Origin of the sequence: Labedaea rhizosphaerae, assembly GCF_004362825.1 — a bacterium.
GTDB classification, from domain to species: domain Bacteria; phylum Actinomycetota; class Actinomycetes; order Mycobacteriales; family Pseudonocardiaceae; genus Labedaea; species Labedaea rhizosphaerae.
Genome location: NZ_SNXZ01000001.1, coordinates 1,729,394 through 1,750,434, shown reverse-complemented (window position 1 = coordinate 1,750,434; position 21,041 = coordinate 1,729,394). Strand labels below are relative to the sequence as shown.

Annotated in this window: 15 protein-coding genes; all 15 read right to left on the bottom strand. The window is 68.2% G+C overall.

Features of this window, described 5'->3' with window-relative positions; genetic code table 11:
* Positions 1-79 precede the first annotated feature (79 nt).
* Entirely contained in the window at positions 80-721 is a 642-nt protein-coding gene (locus EV186_RS08370; RefSeq protein ID WP_133848421.1) for a zinc ribbon domain-containing protein, read from the bottom strand.
* An 85-nt stretch (positions 722-806) separates the two neighbouring features.
* Positions 807-1,502, bottom strand: a complete 696-nt coding sequence (locus tag EV186_RS08365) for a M15 family metallopeptidase (RefSeq protein WP_243753938.1) — start codon at positions 1,500-1,502, stop codon at positions 807-809.
* Positions 1,503-1,731: 229 nt separating this feature from the next.
* Complete coding sequence (locus EV186_RS08360; RefSeq protein WP_133848419.1) at positions 1,732-2,673, bottom strand: hypothetical protein; 942 nt, start codon at positions 2,671-2,673, stop codon at positions 1,732-1,734.
* Between the two features lie 21 nt (positions 2,674-2,694).
* Positions 2,695-3,294 (bottom strand): Uma2 family endonuclease, encoded by a 600-nt coding sequence (locus tag EV186_RS08355; RefSeq protein WP_243753881.1) that lies wholly within the window; start codon positions 3,292-3,294, stop codon positions 2,695-2,697.
* A 111-nt stretch (positions 3,295-3,405) separates the two neighbouring features.
* On the bottom strand, positions 3,406-7,305 hold the full coding sequence (locus EV186_RS08350; RefSeq protein WP_133848417.1) for a DNA-directed RNA polymerase subunit beta': 3,900 nt from the start codon (positions 7,303-7,305) through the stop codon (positions 3,406-3,408).
* A gap of 94 nt (positions 7,306-7,399) precedes the next feature.
* Complete coding sequence (rpoB, locus tag EV186_RS08345) at positions 7,400-10,906, bottom strand: DNA-directed RNA polymerase subunit beta (protein WP_133848416.1); 3,507 nt, start codon at positions 10,904-10,906, stop codon at positions 7,400-7,402.
* 336 nt (positions 10,907-11,242) lie between these two features.
* A complete protein-coding gene (locus EV186_RS38800; protein WP_166658962.1) occupies positions 11,243-12,370 on the bottom strand; it encodes a hypothetical protein in 1,128 nt (375 codons plus the stop codon).
* Positions 12,371-12,381: 11 nt separating this feature from the next.
* A complete protein-coding gene (locus EV186_RS08335; RefSeq protein WP_133848415.1) occupies positions 12,382-13,032 on the bottom strand; it encodes a hypothetical protein in 651 nt (216 codons plus the stop codon).
* 62 nt (positions 13,033-13,094) lie between these two features.
* A complete protein-coding gene (locus tag EV186_RS08330) occupies positions 13,095-14,345 on the bottom strand; it encodes an MCE family protein (protein WP_133848414.1) in 1,251 nt (416 codons plus the stop codon).
* A complete protein-coding gene (locus EV186_RS08325; protein ID WP_133848413.1) occupies positions 14,345-15,586 on the bottom strand; it encodes an MCE family protein in 1,242 nt (413 codons plus the stop codon). Before EV186_RS08325 ends, EV186_RS08330 begins: the two co-directional genes overlap by 1 nt.
* Entirely contained in the window at positions 15,586-16,758 is a 1,173-nt protein-coding gene (locus EV186_RS08320; protein ID WP_133848412.1) for an MCE family protein, read from the bottom strand. Before EV186_RS08320 ends, EV186_RS08325 begins: the two co-directional genes overlap by 1 nt.
* Complete coding sequence (locus tag EV186_RS08315) at positions 16,755-17,741, bottom strand: MCE family protein (RefSeq protein WP_133848411.1); 987 nt, start codon at positions 17,739-17,741, stop codon at positions 16,755-16,757. Before EV186_RS08315 ends, EV186_RS08320 begins: the two co-directional genes overlap by 4 nt.
* A complete protein-coding gene (locus tag EV186_RS08310) occupies positions 17,738-18,772 on the bottom strand; it encodes an MCE family protein (protein WP_133848870.1) in 1,035 nt (344 codons plus the stop codon). Before EV186_RS08310 ends, EV186_RS08315 begins: the two co-directional genes overlap by 4 nt.
* A gap of 82 nt (positions 18,773-18,854) precedes the next feature.
* Positions 18,855-20,204, bottom strand: coding sequence for an MCE family protein (locus EV186_RS08305; RefSeq protein ID WP_133848410.1), 1,350 nt, complete (start codon positions 20,202-20,204; stop codon positions 18,855-18,857).
* On the bottom strand, positions 20,201-21,040 hold the full coding sequence (locus tag EV186_RS08300) for an MlaE family ABC transporter permease (RefSeq protein WP_133848409.1): 840 nt from the start codon (positions 21,038-21,040) through the stop codon (positions 20,201-20,203). Before EV186_RS08300 ends, EV186_RS08305 begins: the two co-directional genes overlap by 4 nt.
* Position 21,041 lies beyond the last annotated feature (1 nt).

Genomic DNA, 21,041 nt, shown 5'->3' with positions numbered 1-21,041 from the left:
TCGATCAGCGTCGTCAGACGCATCATCGGCCACCGGGGCCGGTAGGGCTACTGGTCAGGAAGTCGCAGCCGGCGCGGGCTCACAACTTGGTGCCGCAGTCGGAGCAGAAGACCGCGCCCGTCTTGTTGGCCGACGAGCCGCAGCCGCCGCACCTGGTCGGCAGGGCCAGCGCCGAGCCGCAGGACGAGCAGAACTTGCCGCCGTCGACTTTGCTGCCGCAGCTCGGGCAGGTCAGCTTGGCGCGGGTGGCGACGTCGAGGCCGGTCGTCCAGTCGGTCTGCTCGGCCTTGTCCCAGATCTGCCTGCGCTGGGCCTCGGCCTGCGCGCGCGAGATCTCCTCGGCGACGCTGGGCGAGCAGCGCAGGCACTGGCCGATCTCGTCGTTCCAGCACTGGTCGGCGCACATCCAGTCGCCGCAGCCGCGGCACTGGCGAAAGCTCGGGGAGATCTCCTGGACCGCCTCGGCGAGGGCCTTGTCCTTGGCCGGGGAGTTGGTGCCGCGGTTGTAGGCCCACTGGCCGGCGGCGTTGCTCAGGTCCTGGGCCCGGCCGCCGAACAAGGAGCCGACGGCCCGCAGCACACCGCGGCCCATCTCCAGCTTGTCGCGCTGGTAGGCCGAGCGGTACCCGTTCCCGCACCGCTCGCAGCGGAACTCGAACTGGTAGCCCTCGTAGTTGGACAGGTCGGACACGTTGTCCGTGAAGGGAACGGGAGTCGACACAGTCGGAAGCTACCATCCGAGCCGGACGGTTTGGGGCCGGATCCCGTTGGCTACCAACGGAATCCGGCCGAACACGATCAGTCGCTCAGATCCCGCACTGCGACGCCGACCAGAACCGCGACGACTTGTTCGCGACGTGGGTGTGGTCGCTGTGGTCCGGGTAGCCGGGGCCGAGGATCTCCTCGAACCCGTGGTAGCGGGCCTCCTTGGCCAGGTTGCAGAACCCGATCGTGCCCGCGGCGAGGTCGGCCGCGTCGCCGTACAGGTGGCGGCTGGTCGAGGACCCGCCCGCCGCGCTGTTGCAGCTGTAGCTGCGGAAGCCGCTGTTGACGCCGATCGGGCGGTCGCCGAGCGCGTGGCGCAACGCCTGCAGCTGCCACATCACCACGAGCGCGTTGGCCTTGGCCGCCGCCGCGGAGAGCGGACCGCCGGCCCAGGTGGTGTTGCAGTGGTTCAGCTCGGCGTAGCTGAAGTTGACCGGCGTGCAGTCGTCGTCCTGCAGCGCGTAGATCTTGTTGAAGGTCTGCGCGCCGGCGATGCCATCGGCGGTGAGCCCGTACGCCTGCTGGAAGCGGATCACCGCGGCCTTGGTGGCCGGGCCGAACTGGCCGTCGAGGGCGATCGACGCGCCGTACCCGGGGTAGCCGCTGACCCGGATCTGCAACTGACGGACGTCCTCACCGGTCGTGCCCTCGGAGAGGACCCGGCCCCAGGTGTAACAGCCGTCGGCCAGCGCCGGTGTCGCCGCCGTCGAGTTCGGGGATGCCGTCGGTGCGGCGATGGGGGCGGGGACCGGGGTCGGCCCGCCCGGGGTCAGTGGATCGGCCGAGGCCGACCCGGTGACGAGAGCGAAGGCGGCTGTCGCCGCGAACACGAATGCCAGCAAACGGGACTTCACGGGCAACCTCCGAAAAACCCTCACAAAGTGGATCGAAGATTGGCCAAGATCGGACGGAAGGTCAACGCCTGGGCACGGATTGCGGCCGTTCGCCCGCACGCCGTTGCTCTCTTTACTCGACAGCGACCGCCGCCGAGGCGATGCGTGCCAGCTCCACGGCGATCGCCGGGTCGCCGTTGTACTCGACCTCGACGATCACGTTGGCCTTGCGCACGAGCACGCTCGTGATCGCGCCACTGGTCCACGTGTAGGTCTCGTCGCCGAGCCCCGCGACCGGGCGGCGGCCGTCGTGGTCGGTGAAGAGGCTGAAGGCGTCGGCGGCCGCGTCGGCCCCGGTGCCCTTCGCGGTGCGGGTGAACCGGTCGTAGCTGACGACGAGGTCCCAGCCGAGGTCGCCCAGGCGTTGCCATTGGCAGCCGTCGCCGAAGAAGGCGTCGGTCGGCTTCCCCGCGTCGTGGTGCTCGGTGAGCGCGCGGTCGAGGGTCGGCCGGTCCAGCGCGGTGCACGGATCCGGCGTCGTGGCCGCCACGGGGGTGCCCGGCCACCAGTCGCTGAGCCACGGGCGGTCGAGCACGGCCGCGGCGGCGACGAGCAGGGCGACGGCGACGGCCGCGGCGACCGCGCTCAGCCAGCCGGGGATGCGGGTTTCCTTGACCTCGTGGACTTCTCGGAGTTCTTCGAGGTGCGCTTCGAAGTCCGGGTCGCGGGCGATGAGCCCGGTGCGCGGGGCGGCGAGGCGGACCCGCCTGCGGTCGGCGACGAGCTGGAGCGACGCGCCACCCGCGCCGCGGATGACGTGAATGCGGTCGATCTCGTCCCAGTGGGTCGTGGCCGTGCGCAGGATCGTGTTGTGCACGCCGTCTTCGGTGAACTCGGTGCAGCCCCGCGTGGCCAGGAGCAGGTTGTAGGCCGTGAGGAGGACGGCGACGGTCAGCGGGTAGGCGGCGGCGGTGAGGTCGAGCGTGCCCATGGCGATGGCGGACAGGACGGCCACCGCGGCCCAGAGGCCGGCTGCTGCGAACGTGCGCCGAGTCGGCCGCCAGACGAGATCCACGCGGGGATCGTACGGGGCGGCTCAGAACAGCTTGTCGAGCTCCACGCGCAGCGGGAACGGCACCGTCGTTTCGAAGGTTCCGGTCACGCCACCGGCGTCCTGGTAGCCGAAGCCCTCGGCCAGGTGGCAGTCCACAAGGGACACCGGCTCGTCGAGGTCCAGGATCCAGTAATGCGGAATGCCGGCATCCGCATACTCGCCACGCTTGATCACGTAGTCGGTCCGTTTGGAGCCTGGTGACACGATCTCGACCGCGATCAGCACCTCGGAAGCCCGCAGCATCCCGCCCTCGGCTCGCACACGGACCCGGCCGGCACGATCAGCGATCACGAGATCCGGCTGGCGGGAGAAGCCCGGCTGATCCGGCTCGTCCAACTCGAGGTCCACATCTATGTCCAGAATGACCTCGAACTGTGCAGGGACCTGACCACGAAGCTGAAAGCCCAGCTCGAACATGGCTGTGTTGTGGTCAGGAACGGGGCTCGGCGACAAGAGGACGTGACCTTCCTGCAACTCCGTGTAACCGACCTCGATCTCGCCGAGCTGCTGGTACTCAGCGACGGTCAGTAACCGCGCAGGGAACTTGTAGCTGGTCTCGATCGGTGCGTCGGGCTCAGGCACTGCGGTCACGGGAAACTCCTCATGTCGTCACACAGTGTCGCACAAACCACCGACAAAGGCGGGAGCCCCCGACCCTTGCGGATCGGGGGCTCCCGGTTGGACCTAGCTACTTCAGCGGTAGTCGCGGCCGAAGTCGTAGTCGTCCAGGGGCACGGCTGCGCCGGTGCCCGTGCCGAACACGTCAGGCGTGTAGTAGCCGTCGTCGTAGGACGGGATGGCGTAGGCCGCCACTCGTGCCTCTTCGGTCGGCTGGACCTGGATGTTGCGGTACTTGTTGATGCCGGTCCCGGCGGGGATCAGCTTGCCGATGATCACGTTCTCCTTGAGGCCGACCAGGCTGTCGCTGCGGCCGTTGATCGCCGCATCGGTCAGAACCCTGGTGGTCTCCTGGAACGACGCTGCCGACAACCACGACTCGGTGGCCAGCGACGCCTTCGTGATGCCCATCAGCACCGGGCGACCCGAAGCCGGCTCGCCGCCTTCGGCGACGACGGTCCGGTTCCGCGACTCGAAGTCCGACCGCTCCGGCAGGGAGCCGGGCAGGAAGTCCGTCGCGCCCGAGTCGATGATCGTGACCCGGCGCAGCATCTGCCGGACGATCACCTCGATGTGCTTGTCGTGGATGGACACACCCTGCGCCCGGTACACCTTCTGGACCTCGTCCACCAGGTGCATCTGCGCCTCGCGCGGACCCATGACGCGCAACACCTCGTGCGGGTCCGGCGTGCCCTCGAGCAGCTGCTGCCCGACGGTCACGTGGTCGCCGTCGGCCAGCGGGCCGGTCGGCAGCACCGCGAGACGCTGGCGCTTCGACAGCTTGTCGAAGACGATCTCGTCGCTGCCGTCGTCCGGGATCAGCGTGATCTTCCAGAAGCGGTCGCCGTCCTCGATGCGGATGCGGCCGTCGACCTCGGCGATCGGCGCCTTGCCCTTCGGCACGCGGGCCTCGAACAGCTCCTGCACACGCGGCAGACCGTTGGTGATGTCGTCCGCACCGGCCACACCACCCTGGTGGAAGGTGCGCATGGTCAGCTGCGTACCCGGCTCACCGATGGACTGCGCGGCCACGATGCCGACTGCCTCGCCCACGTCCACCAGCTGACCGGTCGCCATCGAGCGGCCGTAGCAGGTGGCGCACACGCCGACCGCGGACTCACAGGTCAGCACGGAGCGGACCTTGACCTCGGTGACACCGCCGCCGATCAGCTTCTCGATCGCCGGGTCGCCCAGGTCGTCGCCGCGGTTGAGCAGCAGGTTGCCCTCGGCGTCGGTGACCTCGGTGGAGAGGGTGCGCGCGTAGACGCTGGTCTCCACGTGCTGGGCCCGGGTGACGCCGTTCGGGCCGGCCTCGCCGACCTTCATCATGATGCCGCGCGTGGTGCCGCAGTCGACCTCGCGGACGATGACGTCCTGCGACACGTCCACCAGACGACGGGTCAGGTAACCCGAGTCGGCGGTGCGCATCGCGGTGTCGGCCAGACCCTTGCGGGCACCGTGCGTGGCGATGAAGTACTCGAGAACCGACAGGCCCTCGCGGAAGTTCGACTTGATCGGCCGCGGGATGAACTCACCCTTCGGGTTCGTCACCAGGCCGTTCATGCCCGCGAGCTGGCGGATCTGGGTCATGTTGCCCGCCGCGCCGGACTTCACGATCGTGGGGATCGGGTTGTCCTCGGGGAAGTAGTCCTCCATCGCCTGGGCGACTTCCTCGGTGGCGTAGCTCCACACCTTGACGAGCTCGTTGTTGCGCTCGGTGTGGGACAGCTGACCGCGCTGGTAGCGCTTCTCGACCGCGTCGGCCTTCTTCTCGTACTCGTCGAGGATCTCCGCCTTGCGCGGCGGCACGACGACGTCGGAGATGGCCACGGTCACGCCGGAACGCGTCGCCCAGTAGAAACCGGAGTCCTTCAACCGGTCCAGGGTCTGCGCCACGGTGACCATCGGGTACCGCTCGGCGAGGTCGTTGACGATGGCCGCCTGCCGCTTCTTCGGCATCGGCTCGTCGACGAACGGGTAGTCCGCGGGCAGCAGGTCGTTGAAGATGACCCGGCCCAGGGTGGTCTCGGCCAGCCACGGCTGACCGGGCTCCCAGCCCTCGGGCTCCTTGCCGCGCGGCGGCGTGCGGTCGGTGAGCCGGATCTTGACCGGCGCCTGCAGGTCCAGCGCCTTGCGGTCGAAGGCCATGATCGCCTCGGCGGGCGAGGAGTAGGCCCGGCCGGCGCCGACACCCTTCTCGTTCAGCTTCGTCAGGTAGTACAGACCCGTGACCATGTCCAGACGCGGCATGGCCAGCGGACGGCCCGACGCGGGCGAGAGGATGTTGTTCGACGACAGCATCAGGATCCGGGCCTCGGCCTGGGCCTCGGCCGACAGCGGCACGTGCACCGCCATCTGGTCACCGTCGAAGTCGGCGTTGAACGCCTCGCACACCAGCGGGTGCAGCTGGATGGCCTTGCCCTCGACCAGCTGCGGCTCGAAGGCCTGGATGCCGAGGCGGTGCAGCGTCGGTGCGCGGTTGAGCAGCACCGGGTGCTCGGTGATGACCTCTTCCAGCACGTCCCACACGGCCGGGCGCGCACGCTCGACCATCCGCTTGGCGGACTTGATGTTCTGCGCGTGGTTGAGGTCCACGAGCCGCTTCATCACGAACGGCTTGAACAGCTCGAGCGCCATCGCCTTGGGCAGGCCGCACTGGTGCAGCTTGAGCTGCGGGCCGACCACGATGACCGAACGGCCGGAGTAGTCGACGCGCTTGCCGAGCAGGTTCTGGCGGAACCGGCCCTGCTTGCCCTTGAGCAGGTCGGACAGCGACTTGAGCGGGCGGTTGCCGGGCCCGGTGACCGGGCGGCCACGGCGGCCGTTGTCGAACAGCGCGTCGACGGCCTCCTGCAGCATCCGCTTCTCGTTGTTGACGATGATCTCGGGCGCGCCGAGGTCGATCAGCCGCTTGAGGCGGTTGTTGCGGTTGATCACGCGGCGGTACAGGTCGTTCAGGTCGGACGTGGCGAAGCGGCCACCGTCGAGCTGCACCATCGGGCGCAGGTCCGGCGGGATGACCGGGATGCAGTCCAGCACCATGCCCATGGGCGAGTTGCGGGTGGACTGGAACGCCGCGACGACCTTGAGGCGCTTGAGCGCACGCAGCTTCTTCTGGCCCTTGCCGTTGCGGATGGTGTCGCGCAGGTTGGCGGCCTCGGCGTCCACGTCGAAGTCGCGCGCCAGCGACTGGATCGCCTCGGCACCCATCGAGCCGGTGAAGTACTCGCCGTAGCGGTCGATCAGCTCGCGGTAGAGCTGCTCGTCGGCGATGAGCTGCTTGACGTCGAGCTTGGTGAAGGTGCTCCAGATCTCCTCGAGCCGGTCCAGCTCGCGCTGGGCCCGGTCGCGGAGCTGGCGCATCTCGCGCTCGCCGCCCTCCTTGACCTTGCGCCGGACGTCGGACTTGGCGCCCTCTTCCTCCAGCTGCTTGAGGTCGGCCTCGAGCTTCTGGGCGCGCGCCTCGATGTCGGCGTCCCGCTTGGCCTCGACACCACGCCGCTCGACGCTCATCTCGCTCTCGAGCGTGGGCAGGTCGTTGTGCCGCAGCTCCGTGTTCACGGCGGTGATCACGTAGGCCGCGAAGTAGATGATCTTCTCGAGGTCCTTGGGGGCCAGGTCGAGCAGGTAGCCCAACCGGGACGGGACGCCCTTGAAGTACCAGATGTGGGTGACCGGGGCGGCCAGCTCGATGTGGCCCATCCGCTCGCGGCGCACCTTGGCGCGGGTCACCTCGACGCCGCAGCGCTCACAGATGATGCCCTTGAAGCGGACGCGCTTGTACTTGCCGCAGTAGCACTCCCAGTCCCGGGTGGGACCGAAGATCTTCTCGCAGAACAAGCCGTCCTTCTCGGGCTTGAGCGTGCGGTAGTTGATCGTTTCGGGCTTCTTCACCTCGCCGTAGGACCACTGGCGGATGTCGTCGGCGGTGGCCAGGCCGATGCGGAGCTCGTCGAAGAAGTTGACGTCCAACACGTCTTCTCTTCTCCCCTTCTTTGTTACTGCACGGGGTTTGGATCAGGCCTTTGGCTGGTGGGCGGTTTCCGACCGCCCACCAGCCGGCGAGGTGTCAGTTGACGACGTCGTCCACGGACAACGAGTCCGAGCCGGGACGGCTGGAGAGGTTGATGCCCAGGTTCGCGGCAGCGCGCTCCAGGTCCTCGTCGTCGCCGTCGCGCATCTCGATGGCCGCACCGTCGCTGGAGAGCACCTCGACGTTGAGGCACAGCGACTGCAGCTCCTTGAGCAGCACCTTGAACGACTCGGGGATGCCCGGCTCCGGGATGTTCTCGCCCTTGACGATGGCCTCGTAGACCTTCACGCGGCCGAGCACGTCGTCGGACTTGATCGTCAGGAGCTCCTGCAGCGTGTACGCGGCGCCGTAGGCCTGCATGGCCCAGCACTCCATCTCACCGAAGCGCTGGCCACCGAACTGCGCCTTACCACCGAGCGGCTGCTGGGTGATCATCGAGTACGGGCCGGTCGAACGGGCGTGGATCTTGTCGTCGACCAGGTGCAGCAGCTTCAGGATGTACATGTAGCCGACCGACACCGGGTACGGGAACGGCTCGCCGGAGCGCCCGTCGAAGAGCGTCGCCTTGCCGTCCTCACCGACCATCCGCTCGCCGTCGCGGTTCGGGACCGTGGCCCCGAGCAGACCGGTGAGCTCGTCCTCCTTGGCGCCGTCGAACACCGGCGTCGCCGTCTTGGTGCCCGGCGCGACGTCGTAGAGGTCCTCCGGCAGGTTCTTCGCCCAGTCCGGGTCGCCCTCGATCTTCCAGCCCTGCTTGGCCACCCACCCGAGGTGGGTCTCCAGGATCTGGCCGATGTTCATACGACGCGGCACACCGTGGGTGTTCAGCACGACGTCGACCGGGGTGCCGTCCGGCAGGAACGGCATGTCCTCGGCGGGCAGGATCTTGCCGATGACGCCCTTGTTGCCGTGGCGGCCGGCCAGCTTGTCGCCGTCCTGGATCTTGCGCTTCTGCGCCACGTAGACGCGGACCAGCTCGTTCACGCCAGGGGGCAGCTCGTCCTCGTCCTCGCGGGAGAACACGCGGATGCCGATGACCTTGCCGGTCTCGCCGTGCGGGACCTTCAGCGAGGTGTCGCGCACCTCGCGGGCCTTCTCACCGAAGATCGCGCGCAGCAGCCGCTCCTCCGGGGTCAGCTCGGTCTCGCCCTTCGGCGTGACCTTGCCGACCAGGATGTCGCCGGCCTGGACCTCGGCACCGATCCGGATGATGCCGCGCTCGTCGAGGTCGGCGAGCACCTCCTCGGAGACGTTCGGGATGTCCCGCGTGATCTCCTCGGCACCCAGCTTGGTGTCGCGGGCGTCGATCTCGTGCTCCTCGATGTGGATCGAGGTGAGCACGTCGTCCTGCACCAGGCGCTGGCTCAGGATGATCGCGTCCTCGTAGTTGTGGCCCTCCCACGGCATGATCGCGACCAGCAGGTTCTTGCCGAGCGCCATCTCACCGTTCTCGGTGCACGGCCCGTCCGCGATGACCTGGCCGACCTCGACCCGGTCGCCTTCGCCGACGATGGGCTTCTGGTTGATGCAGGTGCCCTGGTTCGAGCGGCGGAACTTGTGCAGCGCGTAGGTGCGGCGGCTGCCGTCGTCGGCCATCACCGTGATGAAGTCCGCGGACAGCTCCTCGACCACGCCGGCCTTCTCGGCCACGACCACGTCACCGGCGTCGACCGCGGCACGCAGCTCCATGCCGGTGCCCACGAGCGGCGAGTCGCTGCGCAGCAGCGGCACGGCCTGGCGCTGCATGTTCGCACCCATCAGGGCGCGGTTCGCGGCGTCGTGCTCGAGGAAGGGCACCATGGCCGTCGCGACCGACACCATCTGGCGCGGCGAGACGTCCATGTAGTCGACGTCGGTCGGGTCGATCAGCTCGACCTCGCCGCCCTTCTTGCGGACCATGACCTTGTCGTTGACGAAGTGGCCCTCGGCGTCCAGCGGCTCGTTGGCCTGCGCCTTGACGAAGCGGTCCTCTTCGTCCGCGGTCAGGTAGTCGATCTGGTCGGTGACCCGGCCGTCGACGATCTTGCGGTAGGGCGTTTCGATGAAGCCGAACGGGTTCACCCTGGCGTAGGTCGACAGCGACCCGATCAGACCGATGTTCGGGCCTTCCGGGGTCTCGATGGGACACATGCGCCCGTAGTGCGAGGGGTGGACGTCACGGACCTCCATGCCGGCCCGCTCACGGGACAGACCACCGGGGCCCAGCGCGTTGAGGCGACGCTTGTGCGTCAGGCCCGCGATGGGGTTGGTCTGGTCCATGAACTGGGACAGCTGCGAGGTGCCGAAGAACTCCTTGATCGCGGCCACCACGGGGCGGATGTTGATCAGGGTCTGCGGCGTGATCGCCTCGACGTCCTGGGTGGTCATGCGCTCGCGGACCACGCGCTCCATGCGGGAGAGGCCGACCCGGATCTGGTTCTGGATCAGCTCGCCCACGGTGCGGATGCGCCGGTTGCCGAAGTGGTCGATGTCGTCGACCTCGACCGGCACGTCCACGCGGTTGGGGTCCTGCGCGGGCATGGTCGTCTCGCCGGCGTGCAGGCGGACCAGGTACTCGATCGTGGCGACGATGTCGTCCTCGGTGAGCACGCCGGTGTCCTGCGGGATGGCCAGGCCCAGCTTCTTGTTGGCCTTGTAGCGGCCGACCTTGGCCAGGTCGTAGCGCTTGTCCTTGAAGAACAGGTTCTCGAGCAGCGTCTGCGCGGACTCCTTGGTCGGCGGCTCGCCCGGGCGCAGCTTGCGGTAGATGTCGAGCAGCGCCTCGTCGGTGCCCGCCGTGTGGTCCTTCTCCAGGGTCGCGAGCAGCGTCTCGGAGAAGGAGAACCGCTCGCGGATCGCCTCGGTGGTCCAGCCCAGGGCCTTCAGCAGCACGGTGACCGGCTGGCGGCGCTTGCGGTCGATGCGCACGCCGACGGTGTCGCGCTTGTCCACGTCGAACTCCAGCCACGCACCGCGGCTGGGGATGATGCGGACGTTGTAGACGTCCTTGTCGGTGGTCTTGTCGATCGCCGAGTCGTAGTAGACGCCGGGCGAGCGGACCAGCTGGGACACGACGACACGCTCGGTGCCGTTGATGATGAACGTGCCCTTGTTGGTCATCACGGGGAAGTCACCCATGAACACCGTCTGGCTCTTGATCTCGCCGGTGGTGTGGTTGGTGAACTCGGCCGTGACGAACAGCGGGGCCGCGTACGTCATGTCCTTGTCCTTGCACTCCTCGACGGTCGCCTTGACCTCGTCGAAGCGCGGGTCGGAGAAGGACAGGGACATCGAACCCGAGAAGTCCTCGATCGGGGAGATCTCGTTGAGGACCTCTTCCAGGCCGCCGACCGGGTTCTCGTCGCCCGCGTCGACACGACGCTGGAACCACTCCTCAGCTCCGGTGAACCACTGGAACGACTGGATCTGGAGGTCGAGCAGGTTGGGCGTGGAGAGAGGCTCGCGAATCTTCGCGAAGGAGACTCGCAGCGGGGCTCCGGGGATACCGGATGACTCTGTGGAGTTGGTCGCAGCAGTGGCCTGGGTCGCGCGGGAGACTGCCAAGATGCGTCCTTCCAGGGACTATGTGCTTTGCTGAGCAGCCGCGTTAGCAACTAGCTGACGCAACTGTCAAGGGTGCCGTGGTGCCCAGCATCCTAGCTCCCGGCCAAGGGCATGCAGAAAGTGGGCAGCGCAAAGAGCCAGTCTAGACCCAAACTCGGCCTCTGTCGACAGGCAGCGTCCTCCCGCGAACAACTGCCCGGACCCGGCCTGGTCCTGGTGCTCGCAGACAGCGTGACCCTGGCAGCGCTCAGAGTCAAGATGCCACGCGGATATGACCCCGAGCGGAGCAACGATACAGCCCCGCGGTTGGGTCTCGACCTGCGGATTTACCGGCTCTCAGCCCACCGGGTTGCCGTTGAACATGTCGAATCCGGCGATCTTCCAGTGACCGTCGACCCGCTGCGCGGGCACCCCGATGGCAGCACCGCATGTGCGCACTTTGTCGTCGCGCGGATCGCACGGCTTGTTGCTCGTCTGGTCGGCGAAGACCAGCACCTCGGCGTTGTCGCCGCGCAGCGACATGACGGAGATCTCGCGGATCTTGAACGTCGACACGAGCTTCTGCTTGGCGGCGTTGTCCCGGACCACGCCGAAGAGCTGGTTGTACTGCTTGAGCGCGGTCCCGGTGAGGTTGGCCGCAGCGGCCTGCGAGGTCTTGTCCAGGTGCTGGTAGTCCAGGGAGAAGATCGCCTCGATGGGCGGGCGCAGTTCCCCGATGAGCTGGCTGGTCGCGCCGGTGTCGGTGAGCGCGGTGTTGCCGGTGTCGGCGGCGTCACCGGCGTTCACGGCCTCGATCCGGAACCAGACGGCGAGTCCCGCGAGCACCAGCGCGACCACGACCAGCACCAGCGCCATGCTGCTGCGCCCGCGTGCGGTGCGCTCGTCGGCGCTGAGCTTGACCGCGGCCCGCCCCGGGCGCTTGCCGCCCTTGCCGCCGCCACCATTCGTGCTGCCGCCGCGGGTGCGGCGCTCGGCCTTGGCCAGGTCGGCCTTGGCCGTGGGGGCGCGCAGCCCGGCGGCGCGGCGCTTGCCCGATGGACGGGCCTTGCGCTCGGCGACGACCGCGGCCGGCTTCTCGTCTTCTTCGTCGTCTTCGTCGTCTTCGTCGTCTTCGTCGTCTTCGTCGTCTTCGTCGTCGTCTTCGTCGTCTTCGTCCTCGACGGCCGGCTCGGCTTCCTCGACCGTGCTGGCGTCGGCGTCGACCTCCGCGACCTCGTCTTCGTCCGCGACGTCTTCGACGGCCTCGTCCGGCTCGACGGGGTCGGCGGGCTCGGCGATCGGGGTCTTCTCGGCGTGCCGGGCGAAGCCGCGGGTCGGCTTGAAGCCCTCGGTCGTCTCGATCGTCTCCGTCTCGGCCGTCTCCGTCGGGGCGGGAGCGGCGGGACGGCGCAGGCCGGCCACCCGCGGGCGGCGGCCTTGCGGCGGCTGCGGCTGCGGGGTGGGGCGGCGGCGGGACGGGGGCACGTCGCTTCCTCTCACTGGTCCGCTGGGTACACGGTCACCGGGTCGAAGCTGCTGGTCTTCCAGCCGTCCGGGGTCCGGTTCATGTGCAGGATGTAGCGCTCCCGCGGGTTGGTGGGCTTCTGCCCGTCCGGCGTGACCGTCAGGTTCACCACGACCATCACCGACGCGGTGCCGTCGTGGGTGTTGAGGTCCTCGACCGCGATGGCCTTGCGACCGTTGTCCACCGCGACCTTGGCCGTGGAGACGATCTTGTTCTTGACCAGCAGCGACTTCCAGTCGTCCTTGTGCGAGGTGAAGTCCTTCTGCGCCTCGGCCGTCATCGTGTTCACGATGTCGTTGAACGACTTGTCGATCTGCTTGTAGTCGATCGTGTTCAGCGTGATGATCGTGTTCTCGGCGACCCGGGCCACCTCGTCGCGCTGCTGGCTGAACTCCACGTCCTCGCCGCCCGGCGCGCCGAACCACTGCACCGCGAAGATCACGGCGGCGGCCAGGGCCGCCACGACGAGCACGACCGCGATCGCCAGGAACGTCGTCGAGCGGGCCAGCGGGTCGCCGAAGCCGAACCGGGTCCGGCGCGACGACCGCCCGGTCGTCTCGGTCTCGACCGCGTCGGCGTCCGTGTCGGCGTCCGTGTCGCGATCGGTGTCGCTGCTCACCATGGTGCTCATTTCGCCGCGATTGCCAAGCGGTCAGGGTATCCGTACGCCCGCACGTGGTCGCCTCAGCCCGGCAGTCCGAGCAGGGAGCCGAGCGAGGTGAGGGTCACCGGCTGGCCGCCGCCGCGCTGCGCGGCCTGCTGGGCCAGCGACTCCTGCGACCGGCCCGAGTTGGCGGCCACGTCGCCCTGGGTCACGTCCACCGGCCGGCCGCCGTACGGCGCGTTCTGCGAGCCGCGCACCGCGATCGGGCTGCCCTGCGGCTCCGCGCAGTACGCCTGCTCGTTGGGCTGGGTGTTCGACAGGTCGTTGCCCGCCTTCTTCTTGGTGCCCTCGTAGCCCTTCACGCACGGCGGCGGGTCGAACAGGTTCAACGCGAAGCCGAGGTGCGCGGTGCCGTCGCCGGGGGTCACGGTCTTCGAGCCGACCGCCACCGCCGGGTAGGTGACCAGCGCCTGTTCGATGCCGTCCTGGCGGGTCTCGAGGATGTTCGAGGTGGTCAGCAGGTTCGCCAGCGTGACGCCGAGCCCGGGTCCGGTCTCGCGCACGAACTGGTCGAGCTGGTCGGCCGCACCCGGCACCTGCGTGATCAGGTTGCGGATGTCCGGGTCGGAGGTCTTGAGCTGCTGGGCCAGCAGCTTCAGGTCCGTCGAGAACGACTTGATGTTGCCCGACTGCCGGTTCACCGTGGCGAGCACGGTGCCGCTGGAGTCGATCAGCTTGATCGTCTGCGGCAGGTGCTCGCTCGCCGCGTCGGTGAACTGCGCGGTGCTGTCCAGCAGCACCTGCAGGTCCTGGCCGGTGCCCGCGAACGCGGTGTTCATCTCGTCGACGACGGTGCGCAGCGAGTCGGTGGGCACCGAGGACGCGAACGTGTCGAGCGCGGAGATCACCTTGTCGGTGCTGACCGGCACGTGGCCGCGGTCGACCGGGATGACCGGGCGGTCGCGCAGGGTCGGGCCGTCGGTGCCGCGCGGGCGCAGGTCGACGAACTGCTCGCCGACCGCGGACCGGTTGGCCACGAACGCGTCGAGGTCGGCCGGGATGTCAGGGGCGTCGGCGTCGATGTTGAGGTCGACCTCGAGGCCGGTCTTGGTCAGCCGCAGGTCGCCGATCTTGCCGACCTGCACGCCCCGATAGGTGACCTCGGCGTTGGTGAAGATGCCGCCGGAGTCCTGCAGTTCGAGCTTGGCCGTGTAGCCCTTGTCGCCGAAGAACGCCTCGACGTCGGTGAAGCGGATCAGGGCGTAGGCGATCGAGACCACCGCGATCACGAAGAACGCGAGCAGCTGCATCCGCACGGTGCGGGTGAGCATCAGGCACCGCCTCCCAGCAGGGTCCCGAAGATGCTGCCGAGTCCGCTCGTGCTGCTCGGCTGCGTTGCGCCCCCGCCGCTCGACCCCTTGTCACCGGGGAGGGGCAGCGGGCTGTAGTTCGGGTTCGTGCCGGTCTTGCCGTCCAGCGGGGTGCCGAGCAGCGGCAGCCCGTCGAGCGGGTTCGTGCGGGCACGGCCGTAGTTGTCGATCACGTCCTGCAGGTTCAGGTCGAGGTCCAGGTAGAGGTTCACGTAGTCGCCCTTGACGCCGTCGATCGCGGCGTCGGTGAACGGGAACGTGAACATCAGCTCGAGCGCCTTGGGCAGGTTGTTGCCGGCCTCGGCGAGCTTCTGCAGCGTCGGGCGCAGCGCCTTGAGGTCGGCGACGAGGTCGGCCTGGCTCTTGTTCAGCGTCTCCACCGCGACCCCGGACAGCTCGTCGAGGCTCTTCAGCATCGTCACCAGCTGGCCGCGCTGCTCGGCGAGCACCTGCAGGCCGGGGCCGAGGTGCTCGATGGCACCCGCCAGCTTGGTCTTCTGCTGGTCGAGCGTGCCGGAGAGGGTGGAGAGGCTGTCCAGCGCCTTGGTGATGTCGTCGCGGTGCGCGTCCAGGCCGGTCACCAGGGTGTTGATGTTGGTGAGGGTGGCCCGCAGCTGCGGCTCGTTGCCGTCGAGGGCGTTGTTGAGCTCCTTGGCGATGGTCTGCAGCTGCTCGATACCGCCGCCGTTGAGCAGCATCGAGAGCGCACCGAGGACCTCTTCGACCTCGGTGTTGCGGTTGGTCCGGTCCAGGCCGATCACCGCGCCGTCGGCGAGCTTGCCCTGTGGCCGCGCGTCCGCCGGCGGCGACAGCTCGATGTACTTCTCGCCGAGCAGGCTGGACTGGCGCAGGTTGGCCACGGCGTTGGCCGGCAGCTGCACGTCGCCGTTGACCAGCACGGTCACCTCGGCGGTCCAGCCGTCCTTGCCGACGCCGATCGTGTCGACCCGGCCGACCTGGACCTCGTTGACCTTCACGCCTGCCTGCGGCACCAGGTCGAGCGCGTCGCGCAGCTCCACCTTCACCGTGTAGGGGCGGTCGCCGAGGTCGGCGCCGCCAGGCAGCGGCAGGTCGTAGATGCCGGAGAAGCCGCACCCGGAGACGAGCAACGCGGTGGCCGAGGCGATGGCGGCCGCCGAGATCCCGCGTCGCTTGCCCAGCCGCAGCCCATTACCCAGCCGCAGTCGATCACGCAGTCCCATCAGTTGCCCCCCACGCTGTTCACGATCAGCGGGAACGGCAGCGTGGGCAGCGTGCCCTGCTGCAGTGCGTTGATCACCTGCGCGCCGGTCGGGATGGGCACGGCCTTGGAGATCGTGCCGCAGAGGCTGAGCAGTTGCTTGGGCAGCTTGTCGTTCGCGAGCTGGTCGACCAGGTCGCAGACCGCGACGATCGGCGGCGAGGTCAGCTCGTTGATGTCCGCGCGGGCGTCCAGCGTGCCGCTCGCCGCGTTGTAGGCGTTCTGCACGTTGCCCAGCGCGAGCGGCGCCAGGTCGAGGGTCTCGGCGAGCGCGGCCCGCTGGTCGACCAGGACCTGGGTGATGGTCGACAGCTTGTCCACATTGGACTTCAGGCGGCCGCGGTTGTCCTTGATGAACTGCTGCACCATGGCCAGCGCCCCGGCCAGCTGCTGCACCGCCTTGCCCAGGTTCTGCCGCTCGCCCGCGAGGAAGTTGCTGGCGTCGGCGAGCTGGGCGGAGAACTGGTTCACCGTCTGGTCGCTCTGGGCCAGCGTGGTGGTGAACTGCGAGAGCTTGTCGACCGTGCCGAAGAGGTTGTCCTTGTTGCCCGACAACGTGTTCGCGGCTTGGCTGAGCTGCGTGATCGTGTCGTGCAGGGCCTGGCCGTTGCCGCCGGCGTTGTCGGCCAGCGTGTTCAGCAGGTCCGACAGCGCGCCGTCCTTGTTGGCACCGTTGGGACCCAGCGTGTCGGTGACCCGGATCAGGCTGTTGTAGAGGTCGTCGACCTCGAGCGGGGTGGCCGTGCGGTCGGTGGGCAGCACCGTGCCGTCGGTCATCTCCGGGCCGCCGGTGAAGGCCGGGGCCAGCTGGACGTAGCGGTCGCTGACCAGCGACGGCGCCACGATGATCGCGTTGGCGCCGGCCGGGATGTGCACGTCGCGGTCGACCAGCACGTCCACCCGGACCGTCTGCCCCTGCGGGATCACGCGGTCCACCGTGCCGACCTTCACGCCGAGCACCCGCACGTCGTTGCCCTCATAGAGCCCGACCGTGCCGGTGAACATCATCGTGAAGCGGCGCTCGTTGCTGTCACGCAACAGGAAGTACAGGCCGACCGCGGCGACCAGCGCCAGCACCACAGCGGCGGCGACCGCTCTGGTGAGGTCCATGCCCAGCTTCGTTTTGACGGTCATTTCGCCAGGCACCCCGGATCGTTGACGGCGGGCAGGGCAGGCGGGATCAGGCCGCAGATGTAGTTGTCGAACCAGTGGCCGTTGCCGACGGTGTTGTTGAACACCCGGACGAACGGCGCGAAGTTCTTCAGGCCCTGTGCGAGGTCGGTCTGGTTGCGCTGCAGCATCGACGTGAGCTGGTCGAGCTGCGTGAGCACCGGGCCCAGCTGTTTGTCGTTGTCGGTGACCAGGCCCTTGAGCTCGGTGGCCAGCGCCTGGGTGCCGGTCAGCAGGTTGTCGATGGCGGCCTTGCGATTGGTGATCTCCTGCAGCAGCAGGTTGCCGTCCTGCATGATCTTGACCAGTTCCTGGTCGCGCTCGGCCAGCGTCGCGCTGATCTTGTTGGTGTTGGCGAGCAGCTCCGAGAGCTGCTGGTCGCGGCTGGAGATCGTCTTGGACAGCTGCGAGAGGCCGGTGAGCGCGCCCTTCACGTCGTCCGGGGTGTCGGCGAAGGTCGTGCTGATCACCTCGAAGCTCTGCGCGAGCTGCGTGGTGTCGACGTCGTTGACGGTGTTGGCCAGACCGCGGAAGGCCTCCAGCACGTCATACGGCGCCGTGGTGTGGTCCTTCTTGATCGGCGTGTCCGGGTCGAGGGCCTTGGTGCCGTCGGGCTCGAGGGACAGGAACTTCTGGCCCAGCAACGTCTTGATCTTGATGTCGGCGCGGGTCTGGTCGCCGACCCAGGCGTCCTTGATCTTGAAGGTGACGAGCACCTTGTCCCCGTCGAGCTCGATGTCGCTGACGTGGCCGACCTTCACGCCCGCGATGCGCACCTCGTCGTCGGGCTCGAGCCCGGCCGCCTCGGAGAACTCCGCCTCGTAGCTCGTGCCGCCGCCGATGATCGGCAGGTCGTCGGAGAAGTACGCCGCGAGCATGAACAGGGCGATCACGACCAGCCCGATCAGCCCGATGGTCGTCGGGTTGCGGCTGCGGAAGGCCTTCACCGGAAGCACCTCGCCTTGCTCGCCGGATCCACGGTGATGTGGATCGGCTTGGTGATCAGGCCGGGGATGCCGACCTGCCCGCTGGCCGAGCACATGAAGAAGTTGAACCAGGAGCCGTAGCTCGCGGTCCTGGTCAGCGCCGCGGTCTTCTCCGGAAGGAACTGGATGAAGTGCTCGACGATGGCCTCGTTGTCGTTGAGGTTCTTGGTAAGCGCGCCGAGCTGGGTGATGTCCTGCTTCAACGGCTCACGGCCTTCGGCGAGGAACCCGCTGGTGGTGATCGCCAGGCCCGACAGCGCGTCGATCGCCTCGCCGATGGGCTTGCGGTCCTCGGCCAGCCCGCTCACCAGCTGCTGCAGCTGGACGACCAGGGTGGACAGCTGGTCGCCGTGCTGGTTGATCGTGGTGAGCACGTTGTTGAGGTTGGTGATCAGGTTGCCGATCACCTTGTCCTTGTCGGCGATCGCCGAGGTCAGCGTCGCGGTGTGGGCGAGCAGGTTCTCCACCGTGCCGCCCTCGCCCTGCAGGACCTGGATGATCTCGTAGGACAGCTTGTTGATGTCCTCCGGCGACAACGCGCGGAACAGCGGCTTGAACCCGTTGAACAGCTCGGTCAGGTCGAGCGCGCCCTTGGTGTGCTCGATCGGGATCGAGTCGCCCGGGTTGAGCACCGCGTTCGGGTTGCCCCCGACGCCCTGACCCAGCGAGAGGTAGCGCTGGCCGACCAGGTTGCGGAACTTGATCTGCGCGGTCACCGACGCCGGCAGCTTGCGCCCGGCGTCCACCGAGAACGTCACCTCGGCCTGCTTGCGGTCGACGACCTCGACGTCCTCGACCTCGCCGACCCGCACGCCCGCGATGCGCACGTCGTCGCCCGGCAGCAGCTGCGTGGCGTCGGCGAAGCGCGCCTTGTAGCTGTTGGTCGAGGTCAGGTTGATGTTGCCGATGCTGATCGCGAGGATCGCCGTGGCCAGCACGGTGACCGTCACGAACACGATCAGCTTGATCAGCGGGCCAGCGAGCCCCCTCAGACCCCTCATGCGGCACCTCTCGCTATCGCTCGGTGCCCGAATCGGCGGGCCCGCAGTGCCAATGGTTCGGTCGCAAGCTTCCTCACTTGACGTCCACCACCGATCCCCGCATCACCGGACCGAGCAACAACGTGCTCCACGAAGGCATGTCATCGGGCTGCACGCCGATCGTCGGGCCGATCAGCGCGTTGACGTAGCGCACCTCGGCGGCCGAGTTGGGCAGGCCCAGGTCGGCGGGCGCCGCGCTCGGGCCGGTGCCCTGGCTGGGCGTGCCGTTGAACATCGTGCCGCTCGGGATGAGGCCGACGTTGGCCGTCTTCGCCGCGGGCGGCGGGACCGCGCCGTCCTTGAGCGGGCCGTCCGGCGGGTACTGCGGGAACGGCTGCGGGAAGTCCTTGAAGTCGTAGCAACGCGGTCCGCGCTTGTCCAGGTACTTCGGCTCGTCCCGCCCGGCCACGTACGGGCCGCGGTTCGGCGTGATCTCGGCGGTGACGTGCAGGCCGGGCTGGTCGGTGCCCTTGCCCCACGCCTTGTCCTCGACCGGGACCGTCTCGGCCAGCAGCTTGAGGAAGCATGGGTACTCGGGTGCGTACTTGGCGAGCAGTTCGGCCGTCGGGCGCGAGCTGGACGCCAGCTGGATCAGGTTGCTCTGGTTCACGTCGAGGAACCGCGCGAGGTCACGCGAGGACGTGGTCAGGCTGCCGTACACCGACTCGAGGTTGCGCTGCTCGTCGACGAGCGTCTTCGAGGTGACGGTGAAGTCGTTGAGCGCCTCGATGAAGTCGGGCGAGGCGTCGTTGAACGTGTCCGACGCCGACGCGAGCGCCTTGAGGTCCTCGGTCAGCTGCGGCAGGTGCGGGTTGGTGTCGCCCACCAGCTTGCCCAGCTTGGACAGCGTCTGGCCGAGTTGCTTGCCGCGGCCGTGCAACGCCGTGGAGATCGCGGTGAGCGTGCTGGAGAGTTTCTGCGGCTGCACGGCCTGCAGCACCGGCAGCAGGTGCTGGAACGCCGACTCGAGCTCGACCGCGCGCTGCGACTTGTCCTGCGCGATGACCGTGCCCGCGGTCAGGTGCCGCCCGTTGCCCTGCTCGGGGATCTGCAGCGCGACGTAGCGCTCACCGAACAGGGTCTTGGGCAGGAAGCGAGCGGAAACGTTGTCGGGCAACAGGTTCGCCTGGTCCGGCATGATCGCCAGCGACAGCTCGGCGCCGTCGGCGGTGGGCCGGATGTCGCTCACCTCGCCGACGAGCACCCCGCGGGCCTTCACGTCGGAGTGCACCGCCAGCTGGTTGCCGACCTTGTCGGTGTCCAGCTTGACCAGCACGACCTTGGTGAAAGCCTTGTTGTAGAAGGCGATCGAGAGCGCGACCAGCGACACGACCACCACCAGGAACAGCAGGCCGAGGGCACGCCTGCGCAACGTCTTGGTCATCCGGCGATCCTCACCGTCGTCGTCGTGCCCCAGATCGCGAAGCCGATGAAGAAGTTCACGATCGCCACCGTGACGATGGTCGTGCGCACCGCGCGGCCCACGGCCACACCCACGCCCGCGGGCCCGCCGCTGGCGTTGTAGCCGTAGTAGCAGTGCACCAAGATGATGATCACCGCGAAGATCAGCACCTTGAGGAAGGAGTAGAAGACGTCTTGCGGCGGTAGGAAGAGGTTGAAGTAGTGGTCGTAGGTACCGGTCGACTGTCCATTGAAGACGACCACGATCGTTCTGGACGCCAGATAACTGGTCAGCAACCCGATGATGTAGAGCGGGATCACTGCGATGAACCCGGCGATGATGCGGGTGGTCACCAGGAACGGCAGGCTCGGCACCGCCATCACCTCGAGCGCGTCGATCTCCTCGGAGATCCGCATGGCGCCCAGTTGTGCGGTGAAGCCCGCGCCGACGGTGGCCGAGAGGGCGAGGCCGGCGACCAGCGGCGCGATCTCACGGGTGTTGATGTAGGCCGACGCGAAGCCGGTCAGCGCGGCCGTGCCGAGCTGGTTCAACGCGGCGTAACCCTGCAGACCGACCACGGTGCCGGTGAAGACGGTCAGGCCGACCATCACGCCGACCGTCCCGCCGATCACGGCGAGCGCGCCGCTGCCGAAGCTGACCTCGGCGAGCAGGCGCATGGTCTCGCGCATGTAGCGGCGGATGGTGTGCGGCATCCAGGCCAGCGCCCGGATGTAGAACGACATCTGCGTGCCGAGCTGGTCCAGCACGGCGCCCGGCTTGGCGGCGAGCTTGCGTGCGGCGGTGCCGATCGTCGACATG